The 24,926-nt window shown below is 47.5% G+C and carries 26 protein-coding genes; 15 read left to right on the top strand and 11 right to left on the bottom strand.

Translation table 11 applies throughout. The annotated features are described in order from the left end of the window. The 4 genes from IRJ16_RS20490 to IRJ16_RS20505 all read right to left on the bottom strand — a co-directional run bounded on the left by IRJ16_RS20490 (nt 1) and on the right by IRJ16_RS20505 (nt 3,124). Nucleotides 1-867, bottom strand: coding sequence for a DUF4097 family beta strand repeat-containing protein (locus IRJ16_RS20490; RefSeq protein WP_194113514.1), 867 nt, complete (start codon nt 865-867; stop codon nt 1-3). Between the two features lie 12 nt (nt 868-879). Next, nucleotides 880-1,683, bottom strand: coding sequence for a zf-HC2 domain-containing protein (locus IRJ16_RS20495; protein ID WP_194113547.1), 804 nt, complete (start codon nt 1,681-1,683; stop codon nt 880-882). Between the two features lie 12 nt (nt 1,684-1,695). After that, the gene (locus IRJ16_RS20500; protein WP_228080364.1) at nt 1,696-2,247 is read right to left on the bottom strand and encodes an RNA polymerase sigma factor; all 552 of its coding nucleotides are present in this window, start codon (nt 2,245-2,247) and stop codon (nt 1,696-1,698) included. Between the two features lie 223 nt (nt 2,248-2,470). Further along, nucleotides 2,471-3,124: a LysE family translocator gene (locus IRJ16_RS20505; RefSeq protein ID WP_228080365.1), complete on the bottom strand. Its 654-nt coding sequence runs from the start codon at nt 3,122-3,124 to the stop codon at nt 2,471-2,473. Between the two features lie 55 nt (nt 3,125-3,179). On the opposite strand from IRJ16_RS20505, the gene IRJ16_RS20510 reads away from it, so the two are divergent. The 4 genes from IRJ16_RS20510 (at nt 3,180) to IRJ16_RS20525 (ending at nt 6,974) form a co-directional block, all read left to right on the top strand. Further along, the gene (locus IRJ16_RS20510; protein ID WP_194113515.1) at nt 3,180-4,106 is read left to right on the top strand and encodes a cobalamin-binding protein; all 927 of its coding nucleotides are present in this window, start codon (nt 3,180-3,182) and stop codon (nt 4,104-4,106) included. A gap of 143 nt (nt 4,107-4,249) precedes the next feature. Further along, nucleotides 4,250-5,326 (top strand): Ldh family oxidoreductase, encoded by a 1,077-nt coding sequence (locus IRJ16_RS20515; RefSeq protein WP_194113516.1) that lies wholly within the window; start codon nt 4,250-4,252, stop codon nt 5,324-5,326. Nucleotides 5,327-5,461: 135 nt separating this feature from the next. Continuing rightward, entirely contained in the window at nt 5,462-6,751 is a 1,290-nt protein-coding gene (locus tag IRJ16_RS20520; protein ID WP_194113517.1) for a DUF2851 family protein, read from the top strand. A 1-nt stretch (nt 6,752) separates the two neighbouring features. After that, nucleotides 6,753-6,974 carry a PspC domain-containing protein gene (locus IRJ16_RS20525; RefSeq protein WP_194113518.1) on the top strand — a complete coding sequence of 74 codons (222 nt, stop codon included), beginning with the start codon at nt 6,753-6,755 and terminating at the stop codon, nt 6,972-6,974. Here the strand turns inward: IRJ16_RS20525 and IRJ16_RS20530 are convergent, their stop codons facing one another. Next, nucleotides 6,975-8,138, bottom strand: a complete 1,164-nt coding sequence (locus IRJ16_RS20530) for an MFS transporter (RefSeq protein ID WP_194113519.1) — start codon at nt 8,136-8,138, stop codon at nt 6,975-6,977. 188 nt (nt 8,139-8,326) lie between these two features. Between IRJ16_RS20530 and uxaC the strand changes: the two genes are divergently transcribed. The 3 genes from uxaC to IRJ16_RS20545 all read left to right on the top strand — a co-directional run bounded on the left by uxaC (nt 8,327) and on the right by IRJ16_RS20545 (nt 10,603). Further along, entirely contained in the window at nt 8,327-9,733 is a 1,407-nt protein-coding gene (gene uxaC, locus IRJ16_RS20535) for a glucuronate isomerase (protein ID WP_194113520.1), read from the top strand. Between the two features lie 119 nt (nt 9,734-9,852). Further along, nucleotides 9,853-10,245: a hypothetical protein gene (locus tag IRJ16_RS20540; protein ID WP_194113521.1), complete on the top strand. Its 393-nt coding sequence runs from the start codon at nt 9,853-9,855 to the stop codon at nt 10,243-10,245. 7 nt (nt 10,246-10,252) lie between these two features. Then, the gene (locus IRJ16_RS20545; protein ID WP_194113522.1) at nt 10,253-10,603 is read left to right on the top strand and encodes a VOC family protein; all 351 of its coding nucleotides are present in this window, start codon (nt 10,253-10,255) and stop codon (nt 10,601-10,603) included. Between the two features lie 162 nt (nt 10,604-10,765). Here IRJ16_RS20545 and IRJ16_RS20550 read toward each other — a convergent pair whose 3' ends face one another. The 3 genes from IRJ16_RS20550 to gatB all read right to left on the bottom strand — a co-directional run bounded on the left by IRJ16_RS20550 (nt 10,766) and on the right by gatB (nt 14,127). Continuing rightward, nucleotides 10,766-11,458, bottom strand: a complete 693-nt coding sequence (locus IRJ16_RS20550) for a response regulator transcription factor (RefSeq protein WP_194113523.1) — start codon at nt 11,456-11,458, stop codon at nt 10,766-10,768. Nucleotides 11,459-11,556: 98 nt separating this feature from the next. Further along, complete coding sequence (locus IRJ16_RS20555) at nt 11,557-12,678, bottom strand: TlpA disulfide reductase family protein (RefSeq protein WP_194113524.1); 1,122 nt, start codon at nt 12,676-12,678, stop codon at nt 11,557-11,559. Between the two features lie 3 nt (nt 12,679-12,681). Next, nucleotides 12,682-14,127: an Asp-tRNA(Asn)/Glu-tRNA(Gln) amidotransferase subunit GatB gene (gene gatB, locus IRJ16_RS20560; protein WP_194113525.1), complete on the bottom strand. Its 1,446-nt coding sequence runs from the start codon at nt 14,125-14,127 to the stop codon at nt 12,682-12,684. Between the two features lie 279 nt (nt 14,128-14,406). Here gatB and IRJ16_RS20565 point away from each other — a divergent pair, with 279 nt between their 5' ends. From IRJ16_RS20565 to IRJ16_RS20575, 3 genes are all read left to right on the top strand, one after another. Then, nucleotides 14,407-14,742, top strand: coding sequence for a MerR family transcriptional regulator (locus IRJ16_RS20565; RefSeq protein WP_194113526.1), 336 nt, complete (start codon nt 14,407-14,409; stop codon nt 14,740-14,742). 145 nt (nt 14,743-14,887) lie between these two features. Continuing rightward, nucleotides 14,888-15,925: a DUF2157 domain-containing protein gene (locus IRJ16_RS20570; protein ID WP_194113527.1), complete on the top strand. Its 1,038-nt coding sequence runs from the start codon at nt 14,888-14,890 to the stop codon at nt 15,923-15,925. A gap of 101 nt (nt 15,926-16,026) precedes the next feature. Next, the gene (locus IRJ16_RS20575) at nt 16,027-16,818 is read left to right on the top strand and encodes a DUF1835 domain-containing protein (protein WP_194113528.1); all 792 of its coding nucleotides are present in this window, start codon (nt 16,027-16,029) and stop codon (nt 16,816-16,818) included. 173 nt (nt 16,819-16,991) lie between these two features. On the opposite strand, the gene xylA is transcribed toward IRJ16_RS20575, so the two are convergent. Both xylA and IRJ16_RS20585 read right to left on the bottom strand, forming a co-directional pair. Next, nucleotides 16,992-18,317 carry a xylose isomerase gene (gene xylA, locus IRJ16_RS20580; protein WP_194113529.1) on the bottom strand — a complete coding sequence of 442 codons (1,326 nt, stop codon included), beginning with the start codon at nt 18,315-18,317 and terminating at the stop codon, nt 16,992-16,994. Between the two features lie 146 nt (nt 18,318-18,463). Further along, a complete protein-coding gene (locus tag IRJ16_RS20585; protein ID WP_194113530.1) occupies nt 18,464-19,948 on the bottom strand; it encodes a xylulokinase in 1,485 nt (494 codons plus the stop codon). Nucleotides 19,949-20,095: 147 nt separating this feature from the next. On the opposite strand from IRJ16_RS20585, the gene IRJ16_RS20590 reads away from it, so the two are divergent. Then, on the top strand, nt 20,096-21,142 hold the full coding sequence (locus IRJ16_RS20590; RefSeq protein WP_194113531.1) for a LacI family DNA-binding transcriptional regulator: 1,047 nt from the start codon (nt 20,096-20,098) through the stop codon (nt 21,140-21,142). A 39-nt stretch (nt 21,143-21,181) separates the two neighbouring features. Further along, a complete protein-coding gene (locus IRJ16_RS20595) occupies nt 21,182-22,186 on the top strand; it encodes an aldose epimerase family protein (protein ID WP_194113532.1) in 1,005 nt (334 codons plus the stop codon). A gap of 3 nt (nt 22,187-22,189) precedes the next feature. On the opposite strand, the gene IRJ16_RS20600 is transcribed toward IRJ16_RS20595, so the two are convergent. After that, nucleotides 22,190-22,384 (bottom strand): hypothetical protein, encoded by a 195-nt coding sequence (locus IRJ16_RS20600; RefSeq protein WP_194113533.1) that lies wholly within the window; start codon nt 22,382-22,384, stop codon nt 22,190-22,192. A 156-nt stretch (nt 22,385-22,540) separates the two neighbouring features. Here IRJ16_RS20600 and IRJ16_RS20605 point away from each other — a divergent pair, with 156 nt between their 5' ends. The 3 genes from IRJ16_RS20605 (at nt 22,541) to IRJ16_RS20615 (ending at nt 24,782) form a co-directional block, all read left to right on the top strand. Continuing rightward, a complete protein-coding gene (locus IRJ16_RS20605; RefSeq protein WP_194113534.1) occupies nt 22,541-23,449 on the top strand; it encodes a hypothetical protein in 909 nt (302 codons plus the stop codon). A gap of 210 nt (nt 23,450-23,659) precedes the next feature. Further along, nucleotides 23,660-24,025: a hypothetical protein gene (locus tag IRJ16_RS20610; protein ID WP_194113535.1), complete on the top strand. Its 366-nt coding sequence runs from the start codon at nt 23,660-23,662 to the stop codon at nt 24,023-24,025. 118 nt (nt 24,026-24,143) lie between these two features. Beyond that, complete coding sequence (locus IRJ16_RS20615; protein WP_194113536.1) at nt 24,144-24,782, top strand: DsbA family oxidoreductase; 639 nt, start codon at nt 24,144-24,146, stop codon at nt 24,780-24,782. Nucleotides 24,783-24,926: the final 144 nt, after the last annotated feature.

The following is a 24,926-nucleotide window of genomic DNA, read 5'->3' on the forward strand; positions in this document are numbered from 1 at the left end:
TTATGCTTTTTTTAGATATATATTACCATTCAGGGTCTCAAATTTTAGTACCTGGCCGCCCTTGCCCACTTTTACGCCCGAGGCTTTGTTTAGCTTGTAGGTAGTGCCCTGGTTGTTTTTGCTTTGGCTTTTCACCACTTCGGTCGGCAGTGTTTCGGTGTCTTCAAAATCGGTATAGACCCCCCCGTTCATGCTTTTGAATTGCACGTTGGCCGATAGGTTGGCCGGGAAGGTAGCCTCTAATTTTCCGTTAAGTGTGTAGTAACTTGATGACTCTGTTGGGATACTCAGGTAATTGATGGTCAGGTTACCGTTGATGGTCCGCGCCGTGGTCGTTCCTTTAGCGTTGGCGATACTTACCGCGCCGTTCACGTTGTTGACCTTCAAAATGCCGTACACGTCTTTAATATCTACATAACCGTCATTTACCGTGCCGGCATTTAGGTTGATATTGTTCGGTACCTTGACTACATAATCCAGACGGACGGTGTAATAGCGCTTTTCGCTTTCATTATTACCTGATCTGCTGTGACGAGGGCGGGTGTCATACGGCTCAGCTGTATATGCGATGATACTGTCCGGCTTTATGTCGAATCCTAACTGGAACTCCTTTTTAGCGCGGTCCATTTCGGCGGCATCGCGGGCAGATATGGTCTGGTCTATCTCGATCAAGATCTTATCGCCATTGTAACCCTCTATTTTTACATTGCCCCAAATGTTGTGCAGGGCGAAAACTGTTGCTGATGCCTTTTGCACGGGGAACTGCTTGCTGATATGCTCCTTAGCTTCCAGGTAGCCCGGCTTTGTTTTTTGGGCAAAGGCGTGGCCCCATCCCGCTATCAGCAGGATCATAATTAATTTTTTCATGATGTGTGTTGGTTAAATTAAATGACTTATCGTTTGCTCGATCTTGTTCCTGACGCCGTTGTCCAGGTCCTTTTGCTTTAATAATTCCTTAAATGAACCTACCGACTTTTTCTCTTGCAGTTTCAGCATCACATCCGCAATGGCTGATTGCATCAGTGGCGAATCCTGCCCTTTGATAGACCTGATCAGTCCCTCGCGCACCTCGGGGTAGCGGGTCATCTCGCTCAGGGTCTCCAGGGTGGTGAGGCGCACGTTCACATTAGGGTCGTTGTTCAGGGTCGATAATAGTGCTTCTATTACCTGATCATCGGCATGCTTCATCTCGCTGGTGTAACTTACCGCCTTCATCCGTTCGGATGCCGAAGGGTTCTCTAACATGGCCAGCACCATGGTCTGTTTCAGTTCGTGTACCTGGGCGCTCAACTCTTGCAGTTGCCCTTTATCCTGGTTATTGGTGCCTTTGTTCATCGCCCAAAAACCAAAGCCGAAGGCCACCAAGATCACCGCCAAATTGTAAGCCATTGGCCAGCGTGGCTGCATCTGCCAAAGGTTGCCCAGCCAGTTCTTAAAGCTGAATTTCTCGGCCTCCTGTGTTTTAAAGGTATCCAGCATCGCCCGGAACTTTACCTCCATATGTGCCGATGGTTCGGGCGTAGCTATTTCGCCCATGTCGGTCCACATGGCTTGCATAAAGGCCAACTCTTCGCGGCAACCATTGCAGGTAGCCAGGTGCTTTTCCAGTTTCTCCCGCTCGGCAGGGGAGATGTCTTTGTTTATCCAACCGGTAAACAGTTCTTCATACTTTTCGCAATCCATCTCTGTATCTGTTTAACGTTCAATTCTTGTGTATATCTCTTTTAGCTGGCACATGGCCCTGTGCACCCGCACCTTTACCGCGCCCTCGCTAATATTCATGATCTGGGCTATCTCGCCATGTTTCAATTCCTGAAAACGGCTTAACGATAGTATATCCCTGTCGTCCTCTTTCAATTTAGCCATCGCTTTTTGCAGGGTCTGGGCCGCTTGCTTGCGTTCTATCTGTCCGTTCACCTCCACACCGCCGGGGATCACGTCAGCCAGTTCATCAACCGCTATGCCTGCCATGGTCAATTTCTTTTTACGGCCCTGATCCTTCAACACATTGCGGGCAATGGCATACATCCAATGGACAAACTCGCTTGTCCCCGCAAAACTGGCGCGGTATTTCAGCATCTTATAGAACACCTGCTGAACCATATCCTCGCTTGCCTCTTTCTGGTACGTCATATGGAATAAAAACCCATACAGCTGCCTATGGTACCGCTGAAACAGCAAGCCCATGAGGTCCAGTTCGCCGGCCTTCACTTTCAGCATAATAGCGTTGTCGGTCAGCGTATTCAAGCAGGTTCGGTATTAATTGTGTGCATTCTGATATTAAAGACACCACCAAAAAATATTGGTTACAGGAAATCTAAAGAATTTTTTATTGCTGATGATACAAGATGGCGATTCAACCACAGAGGTCACAAAAGATAGAACACACAAAGGACACAAAGGTCTTGCATGTCAGTTTATAAGGCTTTGTGTTCTTTGTGAAAAACTTGTGTCCTTTGTGGTAAAATAACTACTTAACAAATGTCAAATACACCTGCTTCCCCACATGATAAGCCGCGAAAGCGAAGAACAAGATCGCGATCCCTGTATTCAGCGCCCGGTTACTGATCTCGAACTTACTTTGGATGTATTTGGCAAAGCGGGCATAAAGGAACAGACAAATAAAAGCCCCGGCAGCAGATCCGGCGCTGAAGATGGTTAAGGCAACAAGTCCGCTTGGGATCCATTCGTGAGATATGAGATAGGTGCCCGCCACACCCCAGAATGGGATCTGCATGGGGTTAATGAAGCCGAGTAAAAGACCGTACTGGATACTGTCTTTAGCTGAGTATTTGGTTTTGGGCGGCTTGTTGCGGGCCAGCCAGGTGACCGTACCTAACGTGCCGAAGAGAACGATCATCACCCGATCGATGATGGTATCCAAATGGATCTGCTCTGATAGCCATTTGGCGCCTTGCATTACACCGAAGGTAAAAATGAGTTCGGCTATGGCAAAAGCAATGATGAACTGCATGGCTTGGCGCATGCCCCGGTTAATGGTGATCTGCACCACCGTAAGGTTAATGTTGCCCGGCGGGATGTAACCAATGAAGTTTACCACAACGCCGATAAAAAAGGCCAGGATGATCATCGGGCGCAAAAATACGATATGGCACAATATCATGCTTTAGTTTCTTTAATGATTTACCGTAATTTGCACCACACTTAACACAGCGCTAATGCAAGGGCAAAAAATTGTTAGTTTATTACCGGCCGCTACCGAAATGATATACGCCTTAGGTCTGCAGGAAAACTTGGTAGGCCGATCGCACGAGTGCGACTTCCCCGAAGCCGTAAAAGCCCTGCCGGTTTGCACCGAAGCCATGGTGGAAGACGGCCTGAGCAGCCGCCAGATAGACAGTAAAGTAAAGGAGTTATTAGCCGATGCCTTGTCTGTCTACACCGTTAAGCGCGATGTGATCAAAGAGTTAGCGCCTGATGTCATCATCACCCAGGATCAATGTGAGGCATGTGCGGTATCACTAAGTGAGGTAGAAAATTCATTAGCCGGCCTATTAGATAAACCTGTTAAGATCATATCCTTCCACCCGGATACCCTGAAGGATATCCTGAATGATATTGCCACGGTGGCTAACACTTTCGACATCGCCCCAAAAGGTTACGAATTGTTAGAAGAACTGGACGAGCGGGTAAATATCATCAAACACAAACTGAAGTTTTTAGAGAACAAGCCTACCGTGGCCTGCATAGAATGGCTTGACCCGATCATGACATCGGGTAATTGGATACCCGAACTGGTAGAAATAGCTGGCGGCGTGCCTGTATTGGCCACAGCCGGCGAACATTCGCCTTATGTAAGCTGGCAAAAATTACAGTTCGAGGATCCGGATGTGATCATTCTGATGCCTTGCGGTTTTAGTTTGGATCGTACTCTGAAAGAAGTCGGTCTGCTATTGGGACAGGAAGGTTTTGCCGAACTGAAAGCCGTAAAGAACAACCGCCTGTACATTGCCGACGGTAACCAATATTTTAACCGCCCGGGCCCAAGGATCATTGATTCTTTAGAGATACTGGCCGAGATCATTAACCCTAAGCAGTTCATTTTTGGATATGAAGGGCAGGGGTGGATGAAGTTTAGTGTTTAATAAATACCAGCCAAATATATACGCACGTCATTGCGAGGAACGAAGCAATCTCTACACATAAAGGTGGGATATGCAGGGCCGCTCTGCTATCGTAGAGATTGCTTCGTTCCTCAAAATGACGGAATGATGTAAAAGTACTACCTATGATCATCACCGAACCCACCATCCGCAAATTCACCCAAAACATATTCCTTGCCATAGGCTGTGGCCAAGAGCATGCCCAATTGGCTGCGGATGTATTACTCAAGTCTGACCTGCGGGGCATAGACTCACACGGCGTAGCCCGTCTATCAGGCTATGTAAGGCTGTGGGAAAAAGGCCGCATTAACCCTACGCCCAACATCCGCGTAGTACACGAAACCCCTACCACAGCTACTGTTGACGGTGATGCTGGACTTGGTTTAGTAGTAGCACCATTTGCCATGCAGGTAGCCTTGCAAAAGGCAGAGTTGTATGGCTCGGGCTGGGTATCGGTACGTAACTCTAACCACTTCGGCATAGCGGGCTACCATGCGCTGATGGCGGTAGAAAAAGACATGATCGGCTTTGCCATGACCAATGCCAGTCCGCTGGTGGCACCGACCTTTAGTAACGAACGTTTGCTGGGGACTAACCCCATGTGTTACGCCTTCCCGGCAGGTAATTACCCCCCGGTGATCGTTGATATGGCTACCTCGGCGGCGGCAAACGGTAAGTTAGAGATAGCCCAACGCAGTGGCAAGCAAGTGCCTGAAGGTTGGATACAGGATGCTGAAGGTAATTTCACCACTGATCCGCATGCGCTAAAAAGCGGCGGGTCTTTATTGCCCCTCGGCAGCGACCGTGACCACGGCAGCCACAAAGGTTTCGGCTTGAGTGCCACGGTAGATATCTTATCGGCGGTATTGTCGGGGGCTAACTATGGCCCTTGGGTGCCGCCGTTTGTGGCCTTTATGGATCCGGCTAAAGATCCGGTGGGCGAAGGCATCGGACATTTTGTAGGAGCTATGCGGGTAGACGGTTTCCGCCCGGTAGATGAATTTAAGCATCATCTGGATAACTGGATCGAGCGGTTCAAGTCGGCCACTACGGTAGATCCATCGCAAAATGTCATCATCCCCGGTGAACCTGAACTGGAGGCTGAGATCGATCGCATGCAGAACGGCATCCCGCTGGTTGATGCGGTGGTGAATGATCTGAATGAGTTGGCAGTTAGGTTTGGAGTGCAGCAGCTAAAGTAATTTGTCATTGTGAGGAACGACGCAATCGCGGATAGGCAGAGCCGTCTTGCATAGTTCGCGATTGCTTCGTTCCTCGCAATGACAAATAGCATATTTCCCTTTGTTTGTGTCCCCACAAACAACTATTTTCACAGCATGCTTATCACCGAAGACCTGCTGCATTATATCTGGAAGTTTCGCCTGTTCGATAAGGCGGGGTTGAAAACTACAGATGGGGAAGAGGTCGAGATATTCTCGGCAGGCATGGCGCATCAGGATGGCGGGCCAGATTTTCAGAACGCGCGTGTCCGGATCGGCGATACGGAATGGGCAGGCAATGTAGAGTTACATGTATCATCGGCTGATTGGGAACGCCACGGTCACCAGACGGATAACGCTTACGGCAGTGTGATCTTGCATGTGGTCTATAAGGACGACCGCCCCGTAGTTTGGTCCGACGATAACCGCAAGATCCAGACCCTTGAATTGCACGACCGCATCCCCGAAGAACTTTACCAGCGTTATCATAAACTCATTTTCGCTAATCAGCAATTTATCCCTTGCGAAGGAACGATCAGCAGCGTCGACGGCATGACCATGCACAACTGGCTTAGCAGGGCACTGGTAGAACGCCTGGATCAAAAGTCCAAAGCCGTCATGGCTGAACTGGAACTGACCAAGGGCGATTGGGAGGAGACCTTTTACCGCGTACTGGCCGGTAACTTTGGCTTTAAGACCAATGCGGTCCCTTTTGAGTTAATGGCCCGCTCGTTACCGCAGATCATTTTGGCCAAGCATAAAAATTATCCTTTGCAGATAGAAGCTTTGATCTTTGGTCAGGCTGGTTTTTTGGAGGAGGACCTTAACGATGAATATCCGCGCAAGCTAAAAGAGGAATACAACTTCCTCCGTAAAAAGCACGGGCTAATGCCGATCGAAAAACATCTGTGGAAATTCCTGAGGATGCGGCCGCAAAATTTTCCTACTATCAGGCTGGCGCAGTTCGCGGCACTCGTGGTCAACAGCAGTCACCTGTTCTCAAAAATATTGGAGCTATCTGACCCGAAGGAATTACGCAAACTCTTTGACGGCACCGAAGTGATTGAATACTGGCGGACGCACTACCGTTTTGACGCAGAGAGTAAAGCCACACCTAAAAACCTCGGCACGGGCGCTATCGATACTATCCTGCTGAATGCTGTGGCGGTGACTTTGTTCAGTTTCGGTACGCACCTTAAAAAGCAGCACTACATTAGCAGAGCCATCGCTTTATTAGAATTTTTACCGGCCGAAAAGAACCATATTACAGATGGATTTGTTAATTTAGGGCTGAAGATCGGCACCGCGTTCGATTCGCAGGGACTTTTGGAGCTGAAGAAACATTATTGCGACACCAAAAAATGCCTGCAATGCGGCATCGGTAACAAATTATTAAAACTGGCCTGACATGCTACAGCGCATCCTTACATTTTTTGAAAGGTACTCCTTTGGGGTTTGCACCTACCTGGGCGAGCGTTTCAATATTTCTATCAACAAGATCAGGCTGTTCTTTATCTACTCGTCGTTTTTGGCGGTGGGTTTCCCGTTGGTATTTTACTTCTTCGCCGGCATTGTGCTGGATATCCGCAATTACGTTAAACGTATGCGGCGTGGGGTTACGGATCTGTGATCAGACACCATCCTCCTCTATCCCCCGCACCATCCAAACGATCAGTCCACCCAATAAAGCTACCAGTCCGAACGCTACTTTTAATCCCGCCCAGTGTGCGATGAAACCAACAAATGGAGGTATCACCAAAAAGCCTAAGTAACCAACGGTAGATATAGCAGCCAGTGCCGAGGCCCCGCTCATCGTTTTTGATTTACCAGCCATGCTGAATACCAACGGCACCACACACGATACCCCTGCGCCCGTCAATACAAAGCCGATAACGGCGGCAATAGGGTGAGGGACAACAGCAGCGATCATCAGCCCGGACAATACCAGCCAACCACTGTAGTTCAATATCTTTTTAATGCCGATACGGTTAACCAACGGGTCGCCGGCAAAGCGGCCGATGGTCATGGCCACCATGTAGAACACGAACCCCGTAGTGGCCGACTCCTTACTTACGTGCAAAGCTTTCTCAAAATAAATACCCGCCCAATCGTACATGGTGTTTTCGCATGCCATAGATGCAAAACAGATCAGCGCGAATTTGATCAGCGAACTATCGGGCAGAGAGAATACAGGTCGTTTCTGCTGCGCCGATGGGCGGTGGTAGATCGCATCGGGGTAAAAAATAAATGTGGTGACGATCATTAACGCACTCACCAACGGCAAGTGCCAACCGATGGGTACATTATTACGGATGAGAACATAACCCAGGGCGGCTCCGGCAAAGCCTGCCATGCTCCATACGCCATGGAAAAAGGTCATAATGGAACGATCGTACAGCGATTGGATGCTCACCGCTTGCGAATTGACCGACAGATTATACAAATTACGCGACGAACCCAGGAATAGCAGTATAGCCACCAGATGCCAGGTCTTGGTAGCGAAGGCCAGCATCCCCAGCATCACCGAAAATATGGTAGCACCGAACAGCATAATGCTTTTGCTGGAAAAGCGGGTGAGCAAATGGCCCGTCAGCGGCATGGTGAGCATCATGCCAACGGGCATGGCGAACAGTACACCGCCAAGTTCGGCCTCGTTAAGGCCCAGTTGGTGCTGCACCGAGGGTATCCTTGATGCCCAGGCGGCATAACCAAAACCCGAAATAAAGTAGAAAACGATCCCCGAGATACGCGTGCGGCGCGGCGTTCGGTAACGGATGACAGCATCGTGCGGCATGGGGCAAAAATAAGGTATCAAGGTCAGATGCTATCGATAAAAGAATTTATTAGTGTAATTGAGATCTTCGGGAACGTTACCGTAAATAATCCCGCCGTGCGCAAGCTCCTGCACATGCTATCCAAAAGAATAATTAATACCTTAGCCTTACACGGGGCATGTATATCCCGCCCCTGCACCAACCTAATATGGCTCAATTTTTAGACGAGAATTTTTTACTGCATACCGAAACGGCGCGTCGGCTTTATCACGACTATGCCAAACAGATGCCTATTATAGATTACCATTGCCACTTGCCGCCCGATCAGATTGCGGCTAACGGCAACTTTGCCAACCTTACACAGATCTGGCTATACGGTGATCACTATAAATGGCGTGCCATGCGTGCCAACGGCGTGAACGAGAAATTCATCACCGGTAACGGGACCGACTACGAGAAATTTGAGGCCTGGGCAGCCACTGTGCCCTACACCATGCGCAACCCGCTGTACCATTGGACGCATTTGGAACTGCAACGTTATTTTGATATACACGAGATCCTGTCGCCCAAGACGGCTAAGGCCATTTACGATGAGTGTACGGCCAAACTGCAAAAACCCGAATACAGAACGCGCAATCTGATCACCCGCATGAATGTGAAGGTGATCGGCACTACCGATGATCCGCTGGATAGCCTGGAATACCATAAACAGATAGCTTCCGATGGCTTTGAAGTAAAGGTATTACCCACCTTCCGCCCCGACAAAGCCATGGCGGCCGACGACCTTAACGCGCTGAACGCTTATATTGATAAGCTGGGTACGATCACCAATACCAGCATCGATACTTTTGATGAATATCTGGAAGCCCTTAAGGCGCGCCACGATTACTTTGCCGAGCACGGTTGCGCCCTGTCCGACCATGGCCTGGAGCAGATCTATGCTGAAGACTATACCGAAGCGGAGGTGTCGGGCTATTTCCGTACCATTCGTGCACACGGTGTTTTGTTACCGCACGAGGTAACCAAGTTTAAGTCGGCCATGCTGGTGTACTTTGCCAAATGGGGGCACGAGAAAAGTTGGGTGCAACAGTATCACTTAGGTGCTTTACGTAATAATAATACCAGGATGCTGTCGATGCTTGGTCCTGATACGGGCTGGGATTCGATAGGCGATTTTTGTCAGGCCCGGGCCATTTCCAAATTCCTGAACAGGTTGGATACTGAAGATAAACTGGCAAAGACCATCATCTATAACCTCAACCCGGCCGATAACGAAATGATAGCCGCCATGATCGGTAACTTTAACGATGGTTCGGTAGCGGGCAAGGTCCAGTTCGGTTCGGCCTGGTGGTTTTTGGATCAAAAGGATGGAATGATCAAGCAACTGAACGCGCTGTCTAACATGGGATTGCTGAGCCGTTTAGTAGGTATGCTGACGGATTCGCGTAGTTTCCTGTCGTATCCTCGTCACGAATATTTCCGCAGAATATTATGTAACCTGTTCGGCGATGATGTAGAGAACGGTGAGTTGCCTAACGATATTGAGTGGATAGGCAAGATCGTACAGGATATCTGTTTCTACAATGCCCGCGAGTATTTTGGGTGGCAGGTTTAGTTAGCAGTTTGAGTTGGCAGATAGGAAGTAACCGTGGCGAGTGGCAGTAGCAGGGATTTTTACTTTTTAATTTTGACTTTTTACTTGTTGAAGGCGTAGCGTTAGCACTATATTAGGGCATGGCAATTAGCATCAAAAATTACTTTGATATAGACAGCAGTCGGAATATCCGGGTGCGGAATAAGATGCGGATGATCTGGATCATATACTTGTTCGGGATCATGTTCTTCGGTTCATTTATTGTATGGCCGTTCCTGTACGCCGGGTTAGTGCTTATCCCGGTAGGTGCACTTACGCTTTACGCACTAATGGAAGGTAAAAACTTCCTGAACTACCGAAAGCCTTTAGGCATCGCTTACATTTTATTAGCGGCTGTAACGTTTAATCTGGTCAGCAAGGTTTGTGTACTTATTCTGCATCTTCAAAGCTATTTGCTGACTATTGCGGTCAACATCGGCTTTGCTGTGTTTTACTTCTTGTTGATCTGGTTATTGGTTTTCCGTAAACGATAAGACTTTTATGAAACATATCAGCATCGTCTCCATCCCCGTTACCGATCCGCAACGGGCCAAAGATTTTTACCTGAAAGTTGGTTTTGAACTGAGGGTAGAAAGTGCGATCGGCCCCAACCAAACCTGGATACAATTAGGTATCCCCGGTGCCAAAACTTCTGTCACACTGGTTAACTGGTTCCCGCAAATGCAGGCCGGGAGTTTACGCGGTTTGGTGATAGATGTGGATGATATTGAAGCGTCGGTCGAGGCTATAAAAGCCAAAGGCGTTGATGTTGGCCCAATAGAGAAAATGCCTTGGGGTAAATTTGCCAAGATCATTGACCCCGATGGTAATGAGTTGAGTTTGCACGAGTAAGGTTGTCTGAACCGTTGATTTTCGCTGATCGCGGTGGCAAAGTCGGCGATCAGCGAGTTCAAAATAATCATTTAATCAGCATTTCAGACAACCTATAAACGAATAAAGGAGGCCTAAGCCTCCTCTAATCGTTTATATCTCAAGGTTATTCCTAACCTCTAATTAACTAAGTTCAAACTTATATCCTACCCCTTTAACAGTAGATACATAAGTTTCACCCAGTTTTTCGCGGATCTTGCGGATGTGGACGTCGATGGTACGGTTGGTCACTACTACCGAGTCTTCCCAAATGTTTTTCAGGATCACTTCGCGGGTGTAAACCTTGCCGGGTTTCGAAGCCAATAGGTACAGTAATTCAAATTCTTTTTTAGCTAACACCACTTTGTTGCCGCCCTGGTAAACCAGGTAAGCTTCGCGGTCTATCACCAGGTCGCCTATTTCAAGCTTGTTATCGGTCACCTCTTCTGGAGTCGCGTTACGGCGCAGGATGGCGTTGATCCGGCTTACCAAGGCACGCGGCTTGATAGGCTTAGCTATGTAGTCGTCGGCACCTACGTTGAAGCCGGCAATTTCTGAATATTCCTCGCTGCGGGCGGTCAGGAACACCATAAAAGTGCTCTTGAACTCGGGCATGGTACGCATAATGCGGCAAGCCTCAATGCCGTCCATCTTGGGCATCATAATATCCAGCACGATCAGATCGGGCTGAACTTTTTTAGCTTCGGCAACGGCCTCCTGCCCGTTACGGGCGGTGTAAACCTGGTAGCCTTCTTTCTTCAGATTATACTCGATAAGTTCCAGGATATCCGGTTCGTCATCTACGATCAGTATCTTCTGCTTTGCTGTTGTGCTCATCTTTGCGGTTGAATTTTGACGTAAAAGTATGTGCTTAACCACACTTGGCGGTTAAAGAAATATTAACAAATTGTTAAACGTTACTTTTACGTAACTTGTTATTCACCTTTGCTGAACGTTTTGTTTAAGAAATCTTCAAGGTCGGTACCTACCAAATTCTTCGCAACGATGTTACCCTGAGGGTCTAACAAAAAGTTAGCAGGGATAGCTTGAACCATGTAAGCGCGGGATGTCGGGCCTTCCCACTCCAACAGCTCCGAGCCTTGCGGCCAGGTCATATTCATGGTTTTTACCGATGCTTCCCAAGGGGCTTTCTCTTTATCCAACGATACGCCGATCACTTCCAGACCTTTGCTTTTAAACTTATTGTACTGCTTAACCACGTTAGGCATTTCGGCACGGCAGGGTGCACACCATGATGCCCAAAAGTCGATCAGTACGTATTTACCTTTATAGTCAGATAACTTCAACGGCTTGTTATTCAGCCCTGGTATCTCAAAATCAGGCGCTTTATGCCCTACCGATATCGGCTTGATCAGTTCCATTTGCTTTATAAAGCTTTGCACGCCTTTATTGGTCTTAAACTCGTCCTTGATATCATCGGCATAGGTCACCAGCTCTTTCTCGTAACGTGTAGGATTAAGCGAAGTAGCTGCGTAAAAAGCCGCCAACGAGGTTTTATTTTCGTTAACAAATTTTAGTATCTCCTTGCTCTGCTCATCCATCAAAGCCATAAATTGCGGTTTATAGATGTTGATAAGTGAGTCCGACTCGCCGCCGACCTTTTCGGCAGCAGCCTGATAATCGGTCGATATTTTCTCCAGCTTGGCCCCGAACGAACTATTGATCTTATTAAACTCCTGTATCTTTTCAGACTCCTTAGATCCCGATATCTCATAAGCGTGTTTCTCGTCTTTCAGGTCGGTCTTAAATTTAATATCATCACCGTTCTCCGCGATCATGTCAAACACCGCGTTGCCAATGCGCAACTTGTATAAATTGGCAAACAAGCTTGGGCGTTTAAAGCTGAATTTGCCATCCTCACTCAGATTGGTAGAATCTACCACATTAACGCGGGCGCTGTCAGCTTCTAACAAATACACTTTTTTTACTTCGCCGGGGTTTTGCAACTCGCCGTTGATGTGGAAATTATCTTTATCGCCGCATGATGCGATAGCTAAAGAAAGCAGCGCCGCGGCGCCAATAAAACGGTTCTTCATAAATTATTTTTCTAATGCTTTGATAAGCAATTGATTGGTTTTTTGCGGATCTATTTTGCCTTTTGATCTTTTCATGATCTCGCCCATGAACAAACCAAGAACGCCTTTTTTGCCTTTTTTGTATTCCGCTACCTTATCAGGGAATTTGGCTAAGGCTTGGGCTATAAATTCGTCAAGCTCATCACCGCTATCGCTGATGAACAGGTTCAGCTCGGTAGCTACCTGTTCGGCGGTCTTGTCGCCGCCCTTTAATAATTCGGGCAGTAATTTGTGCGACGCGGTGGTGTGGTTGATCTTGCCTGTATCTACCAAAGCGATCATCCCGGCAAGGGCCTCAGGCTTTAATACGAAAGTGTCGCTATGATCAACCGCTGATTTTAACGACCCCATCAACCAGTTGGCTGCAGCTTTATAATTGTTGGTATGTTTGATCACCTGCTCGTAATAATGGGCAACGTGGTAATCATTGGTGAGTACACTTGCATCATATTCAGACAGGCCAAATTGGGCCGTATATTTTTGATATAGTTCGGCAGGCAAGGCGGGCATCTCTGCACGTATACCGTCGATATATTCTTGCGTCAACACCAAAGGCGGCAGATCCGGCTCGGGGAAGTAGCGGTAATCGTTAGCCATCTCTTTGCTGCGCAGTACCGATGTTTCGCCGGTATCAGCATCAAAGTTCAAAGTGTTCTGATCTATGCGGCCACCAGCCTCGATCACGCTTACCTGGCGTTTAAACTCATGCTCTATGGCGCGCTGCACGTTACGAATCGAGTTCAGGTTTTTCACCTCGCAACGGTTACCGTATTCGGGCGCACCTTTCAATCTTACAGAGATATTGGCATCGCAACGCAAGCTACCCTCTTCCATATTGCCGTCGCATACATCCAGGTAACGTACAAGTTTGCGTATCTCCGTCAGGTATTGGCCGGCTTCTTCGGCGCTGCGCAGGTCGGGTTCGGATACGATCTCGATCAGGGGGACACCGGCACGGTTAAGGTCGATCAGCGAGTTAGCTTCATGCTGGTCGTGCATGCTTTTACCCGCATCTTCTTCTAAGTGGATGTGGTGTATGGCGATGTCTTTTTTAGTGCCGTCGCTTAATTTTACCGGGACACGTCCGCCAAGGCATATCGGTGCCTGATCCTGACTGATCTGGTAACCCTTAGGCAGATCGGCGTAGAAGTAATTTTTACGGGCAAAATGGTTATTCAGATTGATGGTGCAATTGCAGGCCAAGCCCATTTTAACGGCGTAGCTTACCGCCTTTTTATTCAGAAAAGGTAGCGTGCCGGGGTGACCTAAGGACACCATGCTGATGTGCTGGTTAGGCCCACCACCAAATGCGGCCGAATCGGCCGAGAATATTTTACTTTGAGTAGATAACTGCGCGTGGACCTCTAAACCAACCACCAGTTCGTACTTATCTATCCCCGAAATTTCCATTATAGTTTAGATGTTTGTTTGTACCAAAGCCAAAAATAGAATTTTTTTGGGTAAGAAGTGTTTAATTCGCTTTATAAGCAGACCGCTCACCCTAAACCCGATAGACGGGAAGCTTTTGCGAAGCGTTGGCTTGTGCGAGGGGCAAAACTTGGACAGATAGCGGGACCGCCGGTACCGATGAAATGTAGAACGTTCATTTTCAAAACCATTGGATAGTAAAAGAAAACTTTCTCACTTGCGGTCTTTCCGACTTTCGGTCTAAAAATATACATTTGTATTATGCCTTATAAGGAAAGGGAGATCAGCAAAATGTATTACACCATGGGCGAGGTATCGGCCATGTTTGATGTGAACCAGTCGCTGCTGCGTTACTACGAGCGCGAGTTTGATGTGCTGCAACCTAAAAAGAATAAAAAAGGCAACCGCTATTTCACCCCCGAGGATGTAGAGAACCTGAAGGTGATCTTCCACCTCATCCGCGACAAAGGCTTTACCCTTGCCGGTGCCAAAGAACACCTGAAAAGCAACGGCAACGAGACCAAGGATACCCAAACGGTTATCTCATCTTTAGAGAACCTGAAGAAGTTTCTGTTAGAGGTTAGGGACGAGTTGTAGGCAAATTTCGGATGATTTCGGGGTCATTGCTATCCTTTCTTTTACCTCTCGTTTCAAAAACAGAACAAAACCGCTATTTCCGAATTATCTCTATATTGACAGGCCATGAGCTATCGATGGTGATCCATGGCTGTAGCGAACCACCATGTCTAAACTGAACATAGATAAACAAGAAGGCGAATTTTTGACCAGAACCATTGGGCAATGGGAGGCTGACGGTGTGCTTGATGCTGATACCGCTGAAAAGTTGCGCGGCACTATTGAGGTGAAAGGTTTCGACTGGATGCGGTTGGCCAAGTATTCGTTCTGGATAGCGCTGGTTTGCGGAGCAATCGCTTTCGGATCCATGATCATTAACGATAGCATTATTAAATGGATCCGGAGTTTATACGATACGCCGGATATTGTGATCAGCATTGGTTCAGGGTTGTTGGCTGCTGTGATGTACTATTATGGCAGGCGTATGCAGCAAAAGAACCCCGAACGGGTGTTCAGTAACGAAGCACTGAGATTTACCGGGATACTGTTCACGGCTGTTTGCATAGCTTACCTGGGCAAGACCTTTGATAATGGCTCCGGGCATTTTTCTATACTTTTTTTGCTATCGGTATTTGTGTACGGTTTTTTGGCTTACAAGTTCAATTCGCGGTTGATCTGGCTGTTCGCGCTGATATCCTTAGGTAGCTGGTTCGGTACCGAGACAGGCTACCAAACCCAATGGAGCAATTACTTTTTAGGGATGAATTACCCTTTGCGTTTTGTAGCTTTTGGCGTGCTCCTGCTTGCCGCTTGCTACCTGCTGAAAGACAAAAAATGGATCGGCTACTTTTGGGAACTTACCTATGTGGTAGGTTTGCTGTACCTGTTCCTATCTCTTTGGATGCTGACCGTTTTCGGCAACTTGGGCGAACTGGAGGTTTGGTGGCAGGTGAAGCAGATCAGCCTGTTTTATTGGGGTATCATATCTGCCGCTGTGGCCGGAGGTTTCCTTTTCTACGGGTTGAAAAGCAACGACGTTATCGCCCGCGAATTCGGGATCACTTTCCTGCTGATATTCCTCTACACCAAATACTTCGAGTACTTTTGGCGGCATACCAACACGGCGGTATTTTTCACTATTCTGGCGCTCTCGTTTTGGGTGATCGGCCGAAAGGCGGAAAAGATCTGGAATTTAAAAAAGTAACAATTTTCTTCAGGATGGCGAAAAGGAGTACGCTGGCACAGAACTTTCTGCCCTTTACCTGTTCTCTCTTTAAACCCAGAGTATATTAACAAACGACCACTATGAGCATACTGCATATCCTCAACGGCGATTCTACGCTTTACAGTTTCAAACAGACCGACATCGATGGCGACACCATGGTCTGGCGCGAGGTATTGTCGCAAGGGCCGTTGAGTACCAAGATCACCTCTGCTGATTTTTGGCGTACGCGGGCTGAGTTTATCCGCGATGTTTTTAAGGCCGACACCTATCAGCAGGATATGATCGATCAGCTGGCCATGCTGAGCGAAGCTTATGATGAAGTGAACCTTTGGTTCGAATTTGATCTGCATTGCCAGGTGAATATGTTAGGGGTGATGAATTACTTTAACCAACTCAGCAGCCTATCCTCTCCGGCTATTTGTTTGATCTGTCCGGCTGAATATCCTAATAAACCCGATTTCCGCGGTATGGGAGAACTCAATGGCGAAGAATTAGAATATCTGTACGATAACATCCGCGTGCAATTGAGTGAGGCCGACTTTGTTATAGCCGCCGAAGCCTGGGAGTTATACGTAAATGGCAACGCTGCCGACCTGCAACGCTATCTGAACACCAATACCTTTTGGGGCAGCCTGCATTGTTTGAAAGACGCGCTCGCAGCTCAACTAAAACGTTTACAAACCAACGCGCTCGGACTTAACTATATCGAGCAACAATTGCTACATATTTATAACAGCGGCATCACCGACCGTGGCGAATTGTATCGCACCTTTTGGAATACCGAAAAGATCTACGGCTTTGGCGATACGGAGCTGGATATTTATATGGAAGGGTTGAGGGGGAAGGGACATCTTAAACCAATGTCATCCTGAACGCAGTGAAGGACCTTCACCATTGAGTAAATCCGATATGAAGGGCTTTTTGCATAGTAGCGAAGGTCCTTCACTGCGTTCAGGATGACAGGGGGCGGGGTAACGCTCACTAAAACAAAATACGGTGACCGCTATGGGCGGCCACCGTAAAAAAAATCGGTTTAGGGAGACCCTTATATATACCTGTTGATGGTATTCTCCAGGTATTCCTGACGGCCGCTGATGGCTGCAGGTTCGCCTTGTTGGATCGCGTATTCGCGCAGGTCCTCAAGCGATAATTTCCCTTCTTCAAACTCTTTTCCTTTACCCGAATCGTAAGATGCATACCTGTCGGTGCGGACCTTTGTAAAGTCCGACTTTTGCAGGATATTATCCGCCGTGATCAGTCCGCGGGCAAACGTATCCATACCGCCAATGTGGGCGTAGAACAGATCTGCCGGATCGGTAGAGTTCCTGCGGATCTTAGCATCAAAATTGATGCCACCACCCTGAAAACCACCGGCTTGCAAAATAATTAACATCGATTCGGTAATTTCATTGATATCGGTCGGAAACTGGTCGGTATCCCAGCCGTTCTGTAGGTCACCACGATTAGCATCTATCGAGCCTAACAATCCGCTATCCGCAGCCACTTGCAACTCGTGCTGGAAGCTGTGACCGGCCAAAGTAGCGTGGTTCACCTCTAAATTCAGCTTAAAATCGCCTAACAGATCATATTTCTGCAAAAAGCCGGAAACAGTAGCTGCGTCATAATCATATTGGTGCTTGGTAGGCTCGCAAGGTTTCGGTTCGATGAAGAACGTACCCTTGAAACCCTGCTTGCGGGCATAATCCTTAGCAGTGTGCAGAAATTTGGCCAGGTGTTCCTGTTCACGCTTCATGTTTGTGTTCAGCAAACTCATGTAACCTTCGCGTCCGCCCCAAAAAACGTAGTTCTCGCCACCTAAAGCGATAGTCGCATCTAAAGCAGCTTTCACTTGGGCTGCTCCGTGAGCTAACACATGGAAATCAGGATTAGTAGCCGCGCCGTTCATGTAGCGTTTGTGCGAGAACAGATTAGCTGTACCCCATAATAATTTCACGCCACTTTCGGCTTGTTTTTGTTTGGCATAATCCACCAATGCCTGCAAGCGACGGTCGTTCTCGTTGATATCATCACCATAGTCCACCACGTCGACATCGTGGAAACAGTAGTAAGGGATATTCATTTTGGTGATGAACTCAAAAGCCGCGTCCATCTTATCCTTCGCGCGTTCTACCGCATCGGCCTTAGCATCCCAAGGGAAAACATGCGTCGGGCCACCAAAAGGGTCACCGCCATTGCCTACAAAGCTATGCCAATAGGCACACGCAAAACGCAGGTGATCTTTCATGGTCTTGCCACCCACCACACGGTTCTCGTCATACCAGCGGAACGCCATCGGGTTATCGCTCTCCAGGCCCTCAAATTTGATTTGATTTATGCCGCTAAAAAATTCTTTTTGTCCTAAGGTTATCATTCAATTATAGTTTTTGATCCGGAAGATCCGGAGATGTATTTTACTTTTTATATTACAGTTTGTCATTGCGAGGAACGAAGCAACCGCGAATAAGCAGAGCCGCTCTTTGGGTGTGCGGTTGCTTCGTACCTCGCAATGACAAATTTTTATTTCGTTACCGCCAACCGCTGCGACAACAATTCCTTCCAATCGGCATAAACGCCCTCATAAGCATCCGTCGTCGGGCTAACCGTCTTCAAACTCTCAATATTTGCAAAAGCCTCCGCCTCATTAGCAAAAATTCTACTCCCAATACCTGCACCTAAAGCCGCGCCGACACTGCCATCGTTCTCGTATAGCTCTACCGGTACGCCGGTCACATTTACAAAAGCCTCGGTGAACAGATCGCTCAGGAACATATTGCTGCGTCCGGCACGGATCACAGTTGGGTTCATGCCATTGCTGCGCATAATATCCAAGCCATAGCGGAACGAACAGGCAATGCCCTCCTGCACGGCTCGGAACACGTGCGAGCGATCGTGCAGGTTAAGATCTAAATTATGGATATGCGCACCGACCTCTTTATTGTTTAGCATACGCTCGGCACCGTTACCAAATGGCAGGATGCGGATACCTGCGCTACCGATAGGTGCTGATGCGGCAAGGTCGTTCATCTGCTGATAGTTAAGATCTGTGCCGAAAGTGTTTTTAGCCCAGCGATTCATACTGCCGGTGCCATTAATGCAAAGCAGTACGCCAAGGTGCTTATCATCGGCCGCATGGTTAACGTGCGCGAATGTGTTCACCCTCGACTCCGGATCGTAAGCTAATTGATCGCTCACGCCGTATATCACGCCTGATGTGCCTGCTGTGGCGGCTACCTCTCCGGCTTTCAACACATTTAATGATAAGGCATTGTTAGGCTGGTCCCCTGCTTTATAAGCTACCGGGATACCGGCTTTCAATCCAAGTTGCGATGCCATTTCTGTCGATACCTTGCCATGTTCAGAGAACAGCGGTTTGATATCGCCAAAAAAGCTTTTATCGAATCCGAAATAACTAAGCAGTTCGGTCGATAGACCGTCGCTTAAAAAATCGTAAAAGATCCCTTCAGATAATGCCGATGCCGAAGTGGTCACCTCGCCGGTCAATTTCATGGCGATGTAGTCGCCGGGAAGCATCAGTTTATCTATTTTGCTGTAGGTCTCAGGCTCGTTTGCCTTTACCCAGGCTAATTTGGCGGCAGTGAAGTTTCCGGGCGAGTTGAGATAATGGGCAAGGCAGTATTCGTGACCTAAAGTATTATAAGCCTTATCACCATAAGGTACCGCGCGGCTATCGCACCAAATGATGCTATCGCGTAAAGCGTTCTGATCTTTATCAACCAATACTAAACCATGCATTTGATAGGCGATACCAATAGCGGCAATATCTTGCGGATCGTACTTATCGCTGTTATTGCATTGTTTAATAGCCTGTTGTGCCTGCTCCCACCACATATCGGGCGATTGCTCGGCCCAGCCGGGTTTAAGGGCGGTTATGGGCGACTCGGTATCGGGATATTGCGCCGATACGATGGCCCGCTGCGTGGCCGCGTCAACAACGGAAACTTTAACCGAAGAGGTGCCTACATCAATGCCTATTAACAACATATAGCGATAAAATAATGGTCAACTGGTTTTTAAGGGTTGGTCAATATCGTGATCCAACTCAACGAAAGTAAATTTAATTTCTTTATTTGGCAATCGATTGCAGAAATAAATTTTCACATCTTTTTTACCATATTAGCCAACTTATCTATGAAGCAGAAAAAACGGGTCACCATTTACGACATTGCCGAAAGGTTGAACTTGACCGCTTCATCCGTTTCGCGCGCGCTGAACAACAGCAGCCATGTGAACGAGAACACCAAGCAGCTGATCCTGAAGACCGCTGCCGAAATGAATTACAAGCAAAATATCATGGCATCCAATCTGCGTAAAGGCAGATCGCAAACCATTGGTATCGTTGTCCCCCGTATCAATCAAAACTTTTTTGCCAACGTGATCGCCGGTATAGAGGAGGTCACCTATCAAAAAGGCTATAACCTGGTGATCTGTCAATCTAACGAGTTGCACGAGAAAGAAGTGAAGTGCATCAGCGCGCTCATCAATCAACATGTAGATTGTATCATCGTATCGGTTGCTGCCGATGACGGTGCGGATCACTCACATTTACAGAACGTGATCGATCACAATATCCAGCTGATCCAGTTTGATCGTGTGGTTGATGAACTGGACACTTTTAAAGTGGTGAACGATAACGAGCTGGCTGCGATGGAAGCCGTATCGCACATGATAGGGCAGGGGTATCGCCGTATCGCGCTATTAGAAGGCCCGCAGAATCTGGGTATTTTCCAGCGGCGTAACGCGGGCTATGTAAAGGCCCTGTGGGAAAATAAAATAGATCTGGATCATGATCTGATCATCCCGAACAGCTGGGATAGGGAAGAGAGTGCCGACCGGATACGTGCCTTGCTAAGTTCTTCCAACCCGCCGGATGCAGTATTTGCGTCGCGGGATGATTTTTCTGCTCTGCGGGTGTTGGAGGTGGCTAATGATATGGGTATTAAAGTGCCCGAGCAATTGGGCATCTGTGGCTATTCTAACGAGTCGTTCACAAGCATTACCAGTCCGTCCATATCAACCGTCGACCAGCATAGTGCCGAGATCGGGAAGACCATTGCCGAACTTTATTTTAACAGTATCAGCAAAAAAGATACTGCCGAGCAGCCCAAGGTCGTTAGCATTAAGCCGCAACTGATCATCAGGCCGTCAACCGCCGGGCCGGCCAATACCGCCACTTAGAAACCGACCAATTAACATCTACCCGAATAAATAAACCTTATGGAAGCACAGATCCTTACGCTCGAGAACGAGCACCTGCAAGTAAACCTCACCAATTACGGCGCACGTATCACCGGACTGATCACTAAAGATAAAGCCGGTAACCCTGTTGATGTTGTAGCGGGCTTTGCCACCGTTGATGATAACCTGAACGCTAAAGCACCCTACTACGGGGCTACCATTGGCCGTTTTGCCAATCGGATAGCTAAAGGCCAGTTTACTTTAAATGGCGAGCAGTATCAACTGCCGATCAACAATGGAGAGAATGCTTTGCATGGCGGAAGCGGATTCAACAATAAGGTTTGGGATATCATTGATTCGGATGAGCAGTACGCAGTAATGCAGCATCATTCTGAAGATATGGAGGATGGTTATCCCGGCGATATGAAAGTGGTAGTAGTGTTCACCATAGATGGTGCTACTTTGCGCATAGACTATGAAGCGACCACGAATAAGGACACGATCATTAACCTCACTAACCACGCCTTTTTTAACCTGAATGGTGAGGGTGAAGGCGATATTTTAGGGCACAGCATGCAGATCAATGCCGATCGCTTTACGCCGATCACCGGCAATTTGATCCCGACAGGCGAATTGGCAAGTTTGGATGGAAGTGTTTTTGATTTCCGTTCGGCTAAAGCTATCGGGCAGGATATTAACGCTGATGACGAGCAACTCCGCTTTGGTCAGGGTTACGATCATAATTATGTGCTGAACAAGACGAGCGAAGACGAACTGAGCTTTGCTGCCAAAGCCATTGGCGACATAACGGGCATAAGTGTGGAAGTTTTCACCACAGAACCGGGGATGCAACTCTACACCGGTAATTTTATGGATGGGCAAAATACATTTAAAGGTGGCGCAAAAGATATCCGCCGTACCTGCTTTTGTTTAGAGACCCAGCATTTTCCCGATTCGCCAAATCAGCCCGATTTCCCGTCGACGGTGTTAAAACATGGCGACGAATTCAGGTCGACCACCGAGTATCGTTTTGGCGTGGCGTAAGCTTTAATTAGCGTTTTTAACCTCTTCCCAATATATAATGCCTATGGGTAGCCCGTTCTGCGTGGCTACCTGGCCTTTTATTTTGTCTAATTCGGCACGCAATTCATCCTCGGTAAAGCTAATGCTTAACGAGTGATAGTAGATAGTATTGCCGGTTTGGCTGTTGACGAACTGGTAGTGTTTGCTATCCGTTTTCATAAGGTTTTGCTTTAACGGTGTACAGTAATAACCATTTGGCACTGCAATTGATTTATTTTTTTGGAGTTATTAACACAAAACGGAGTGTTGTGAATATCTATACGCTTAGTAGGGTATTAAAAAAGATTAAATTTGCAGCTCTCTAATTAACGCCGAATGATGTCCTTGATAAGAAAGATCACGTTGTCTGTTATTGCCATTGGTGTTATGCTGATCTTTGCTTACGCTCAAAAGAAATTTCGCGATAAAGAGATCATTACCGGTTATATCAAAGGTGATATAATGGACGAAACATCGGGTATTGCCGCATCTACGCTTAACAACGGTGTCTTCTATATCCATAACGATAGCGGCGATACCAGCAGGTTCTTTGCGATCAGCACGGATGGTACTTTAAAGGCCACGTATAACTTTAACCCCGAACCGCATTCAGGATCACCTTATGGCGTGCGGGATATGGAAGATATTGCCGTTGGTCCTGGCCCCGAGAAAGATAAAAACTATGTTTACTTGGGCGATATTGGCGATAACGCTGCCAGCCATAAGTACATTACCATTTACAGGATAGAGGAGCCGAAGTTAGATGTAGAGGAGCCTACTAAGCGCTTAACCGCCGAACAGCTGTATCTTAAATATCCTGATAAGCCCAAAGATGCCGAGACCATGATGGTAGACCCGGTAGGTCAGCTGATCTACATCGTATCCAAGCGCAATAACTCGGTGATCGTTTATACTACGCCACTCAACTACAAAACCGGTGATACCGTTACGTTAGACAAACGCACCACCCTTCACTTTGGCGGCATCCCGCCGTTCAAGTGGATCACTGGCGGGAGTATATCGAAGGATGGCAGCCAGATCCTGCTCCGTAATTACAACCGGGTATTTTACTGGAAACGTACCGGCGATATGCCGATCTGGGAAACCATGACCCAAAAACCGCTGAAACTTTACTACAAAAAAGAAAAGCAAGGCGAAGCTATAGGTTTTACTAACGACGGTAAAGGCTATTACACGGCCAGCGAAGGGCTTGATCAGCCAATTTACTATTATAAGGTGCCGTAGATTAGTTGGCTTTGTGAGTTAACTGTGGGCCTTGGCCAATAATTTTATCGCCAGTATCCCCGAAACACTCCTGGTAGATAGCAAAAGTTTTGTGACCTTTCTGAAAACCAATGTGCACTTTGTGGTTAATTCAACAATACTCTATCTCCACTTTCCTAAAACCTTTCTTACAAAATATCTCTTTTACTCTTAGGGCAAAAACTTAAGATCATGAAAAAGAAGATATTATTATCCATTGCGCTGCTGTGTTGCACTGCTTTGGTTTGCCTGGCTTTTATGGCCGATATTTCGGGCCGATGGAAGGGCGCTTACAAAACCCCGAGCGGCGATCATCCGGTTGAATACTTGTTTAAGGTTGACGGCGAAAGCTTGACCGGTGCCATGAGTACCGGCCAAGGGCAATTACCCCTGACCGACGGTAAGATCAGCGGGAACGAGTTTGTATTTACCATGAATTATAATGGTGCACCACTAAAGAACGTAGGCAAGTTTTACGGTGACTCCATCACCATCGATGCGGTAGTGAACGAGAAGCGTTTACATGCCGTGCTTACCCGAGTGGTAGAGAAAAAATAATTAAGATCGCATAGCGGCACAGGATGCCCTGCCCGTAACGGCGGGGCTTTTTGTTAAGTTAAGGTCATATCAGCAGGACATAGGTTGCAGGCGCGGGGCGGTTACCTACATTTACAATATGAAAGTAGAGATCTGGTCGGATGTGATGTGTCCGTTCTGTTATATCGGCAAACGCCGTTTTGAAGAAGCATTAGCAAAATTCCCTAATGCCGATGAGGTAGAGATCACCTGGAAAAGTTTCCAACTGAACCCCGAGATGGTGACCGATCCATCCATCAGTATCCACCAGTACCTGGCCGATGCCAAAGGCTGGCAGTTAGACTACGCCAAACAAATGGCCGCGCAGGTGACCGAAATGGCAGCTGGTGTGGGGTTGACATTTAACATGGATAACGCCGTAGTGGCTAACAGTTTTAACGCGCACCGCTTTTCGCACCTGGCCACGGCCAATGGCTTAGGCGATGCCGCCGAAGAGGCCCTGTTTAAAGCTTATTTTACTGATGGCAAAAATACTGATGACATTAAAGTACTTACTCAACTGGGTGTAAGCATCAGTTTGAAGGCCGAAGAGATCGAGGGAGTATTGGCATCAGACAAATACGCTGATGAGGTCAAACAAGATATTTTAGAAGCCGGTCAGATAGGGGTACGTGGTGTGCCGTTCTTTGTGTTCGACCGTAAATACGCGGTATCGGGCGCGCAACCGATGGAGTTATTTTTACAGACTTTGGAGAAGGCGAAAGGAGAAGAGTTTTAAGGAGTAAATTATAAAACTTGTCATTGCTGTAAGGGTTAGGTAATTCAGCAATAGAATCAGGTGTGTTTATTTGTTGTTTAGGGCTGCCATGTCGATAGGTTTTTTACCATTGATACCTTGATGTGGCCTCTCCCAATTATAGTA

The sequence above is a fragment of the Mucilaginibacter myungsuensis genome, from assembly GCF_015222005.1.
Lineage (GTDB): Bacteria > Bacteroidota > Bacteroidia > Sphingobacteriales > Sphingobacteriaceae > Mucilaginibacter > Mucilaginibacter myungsuensis.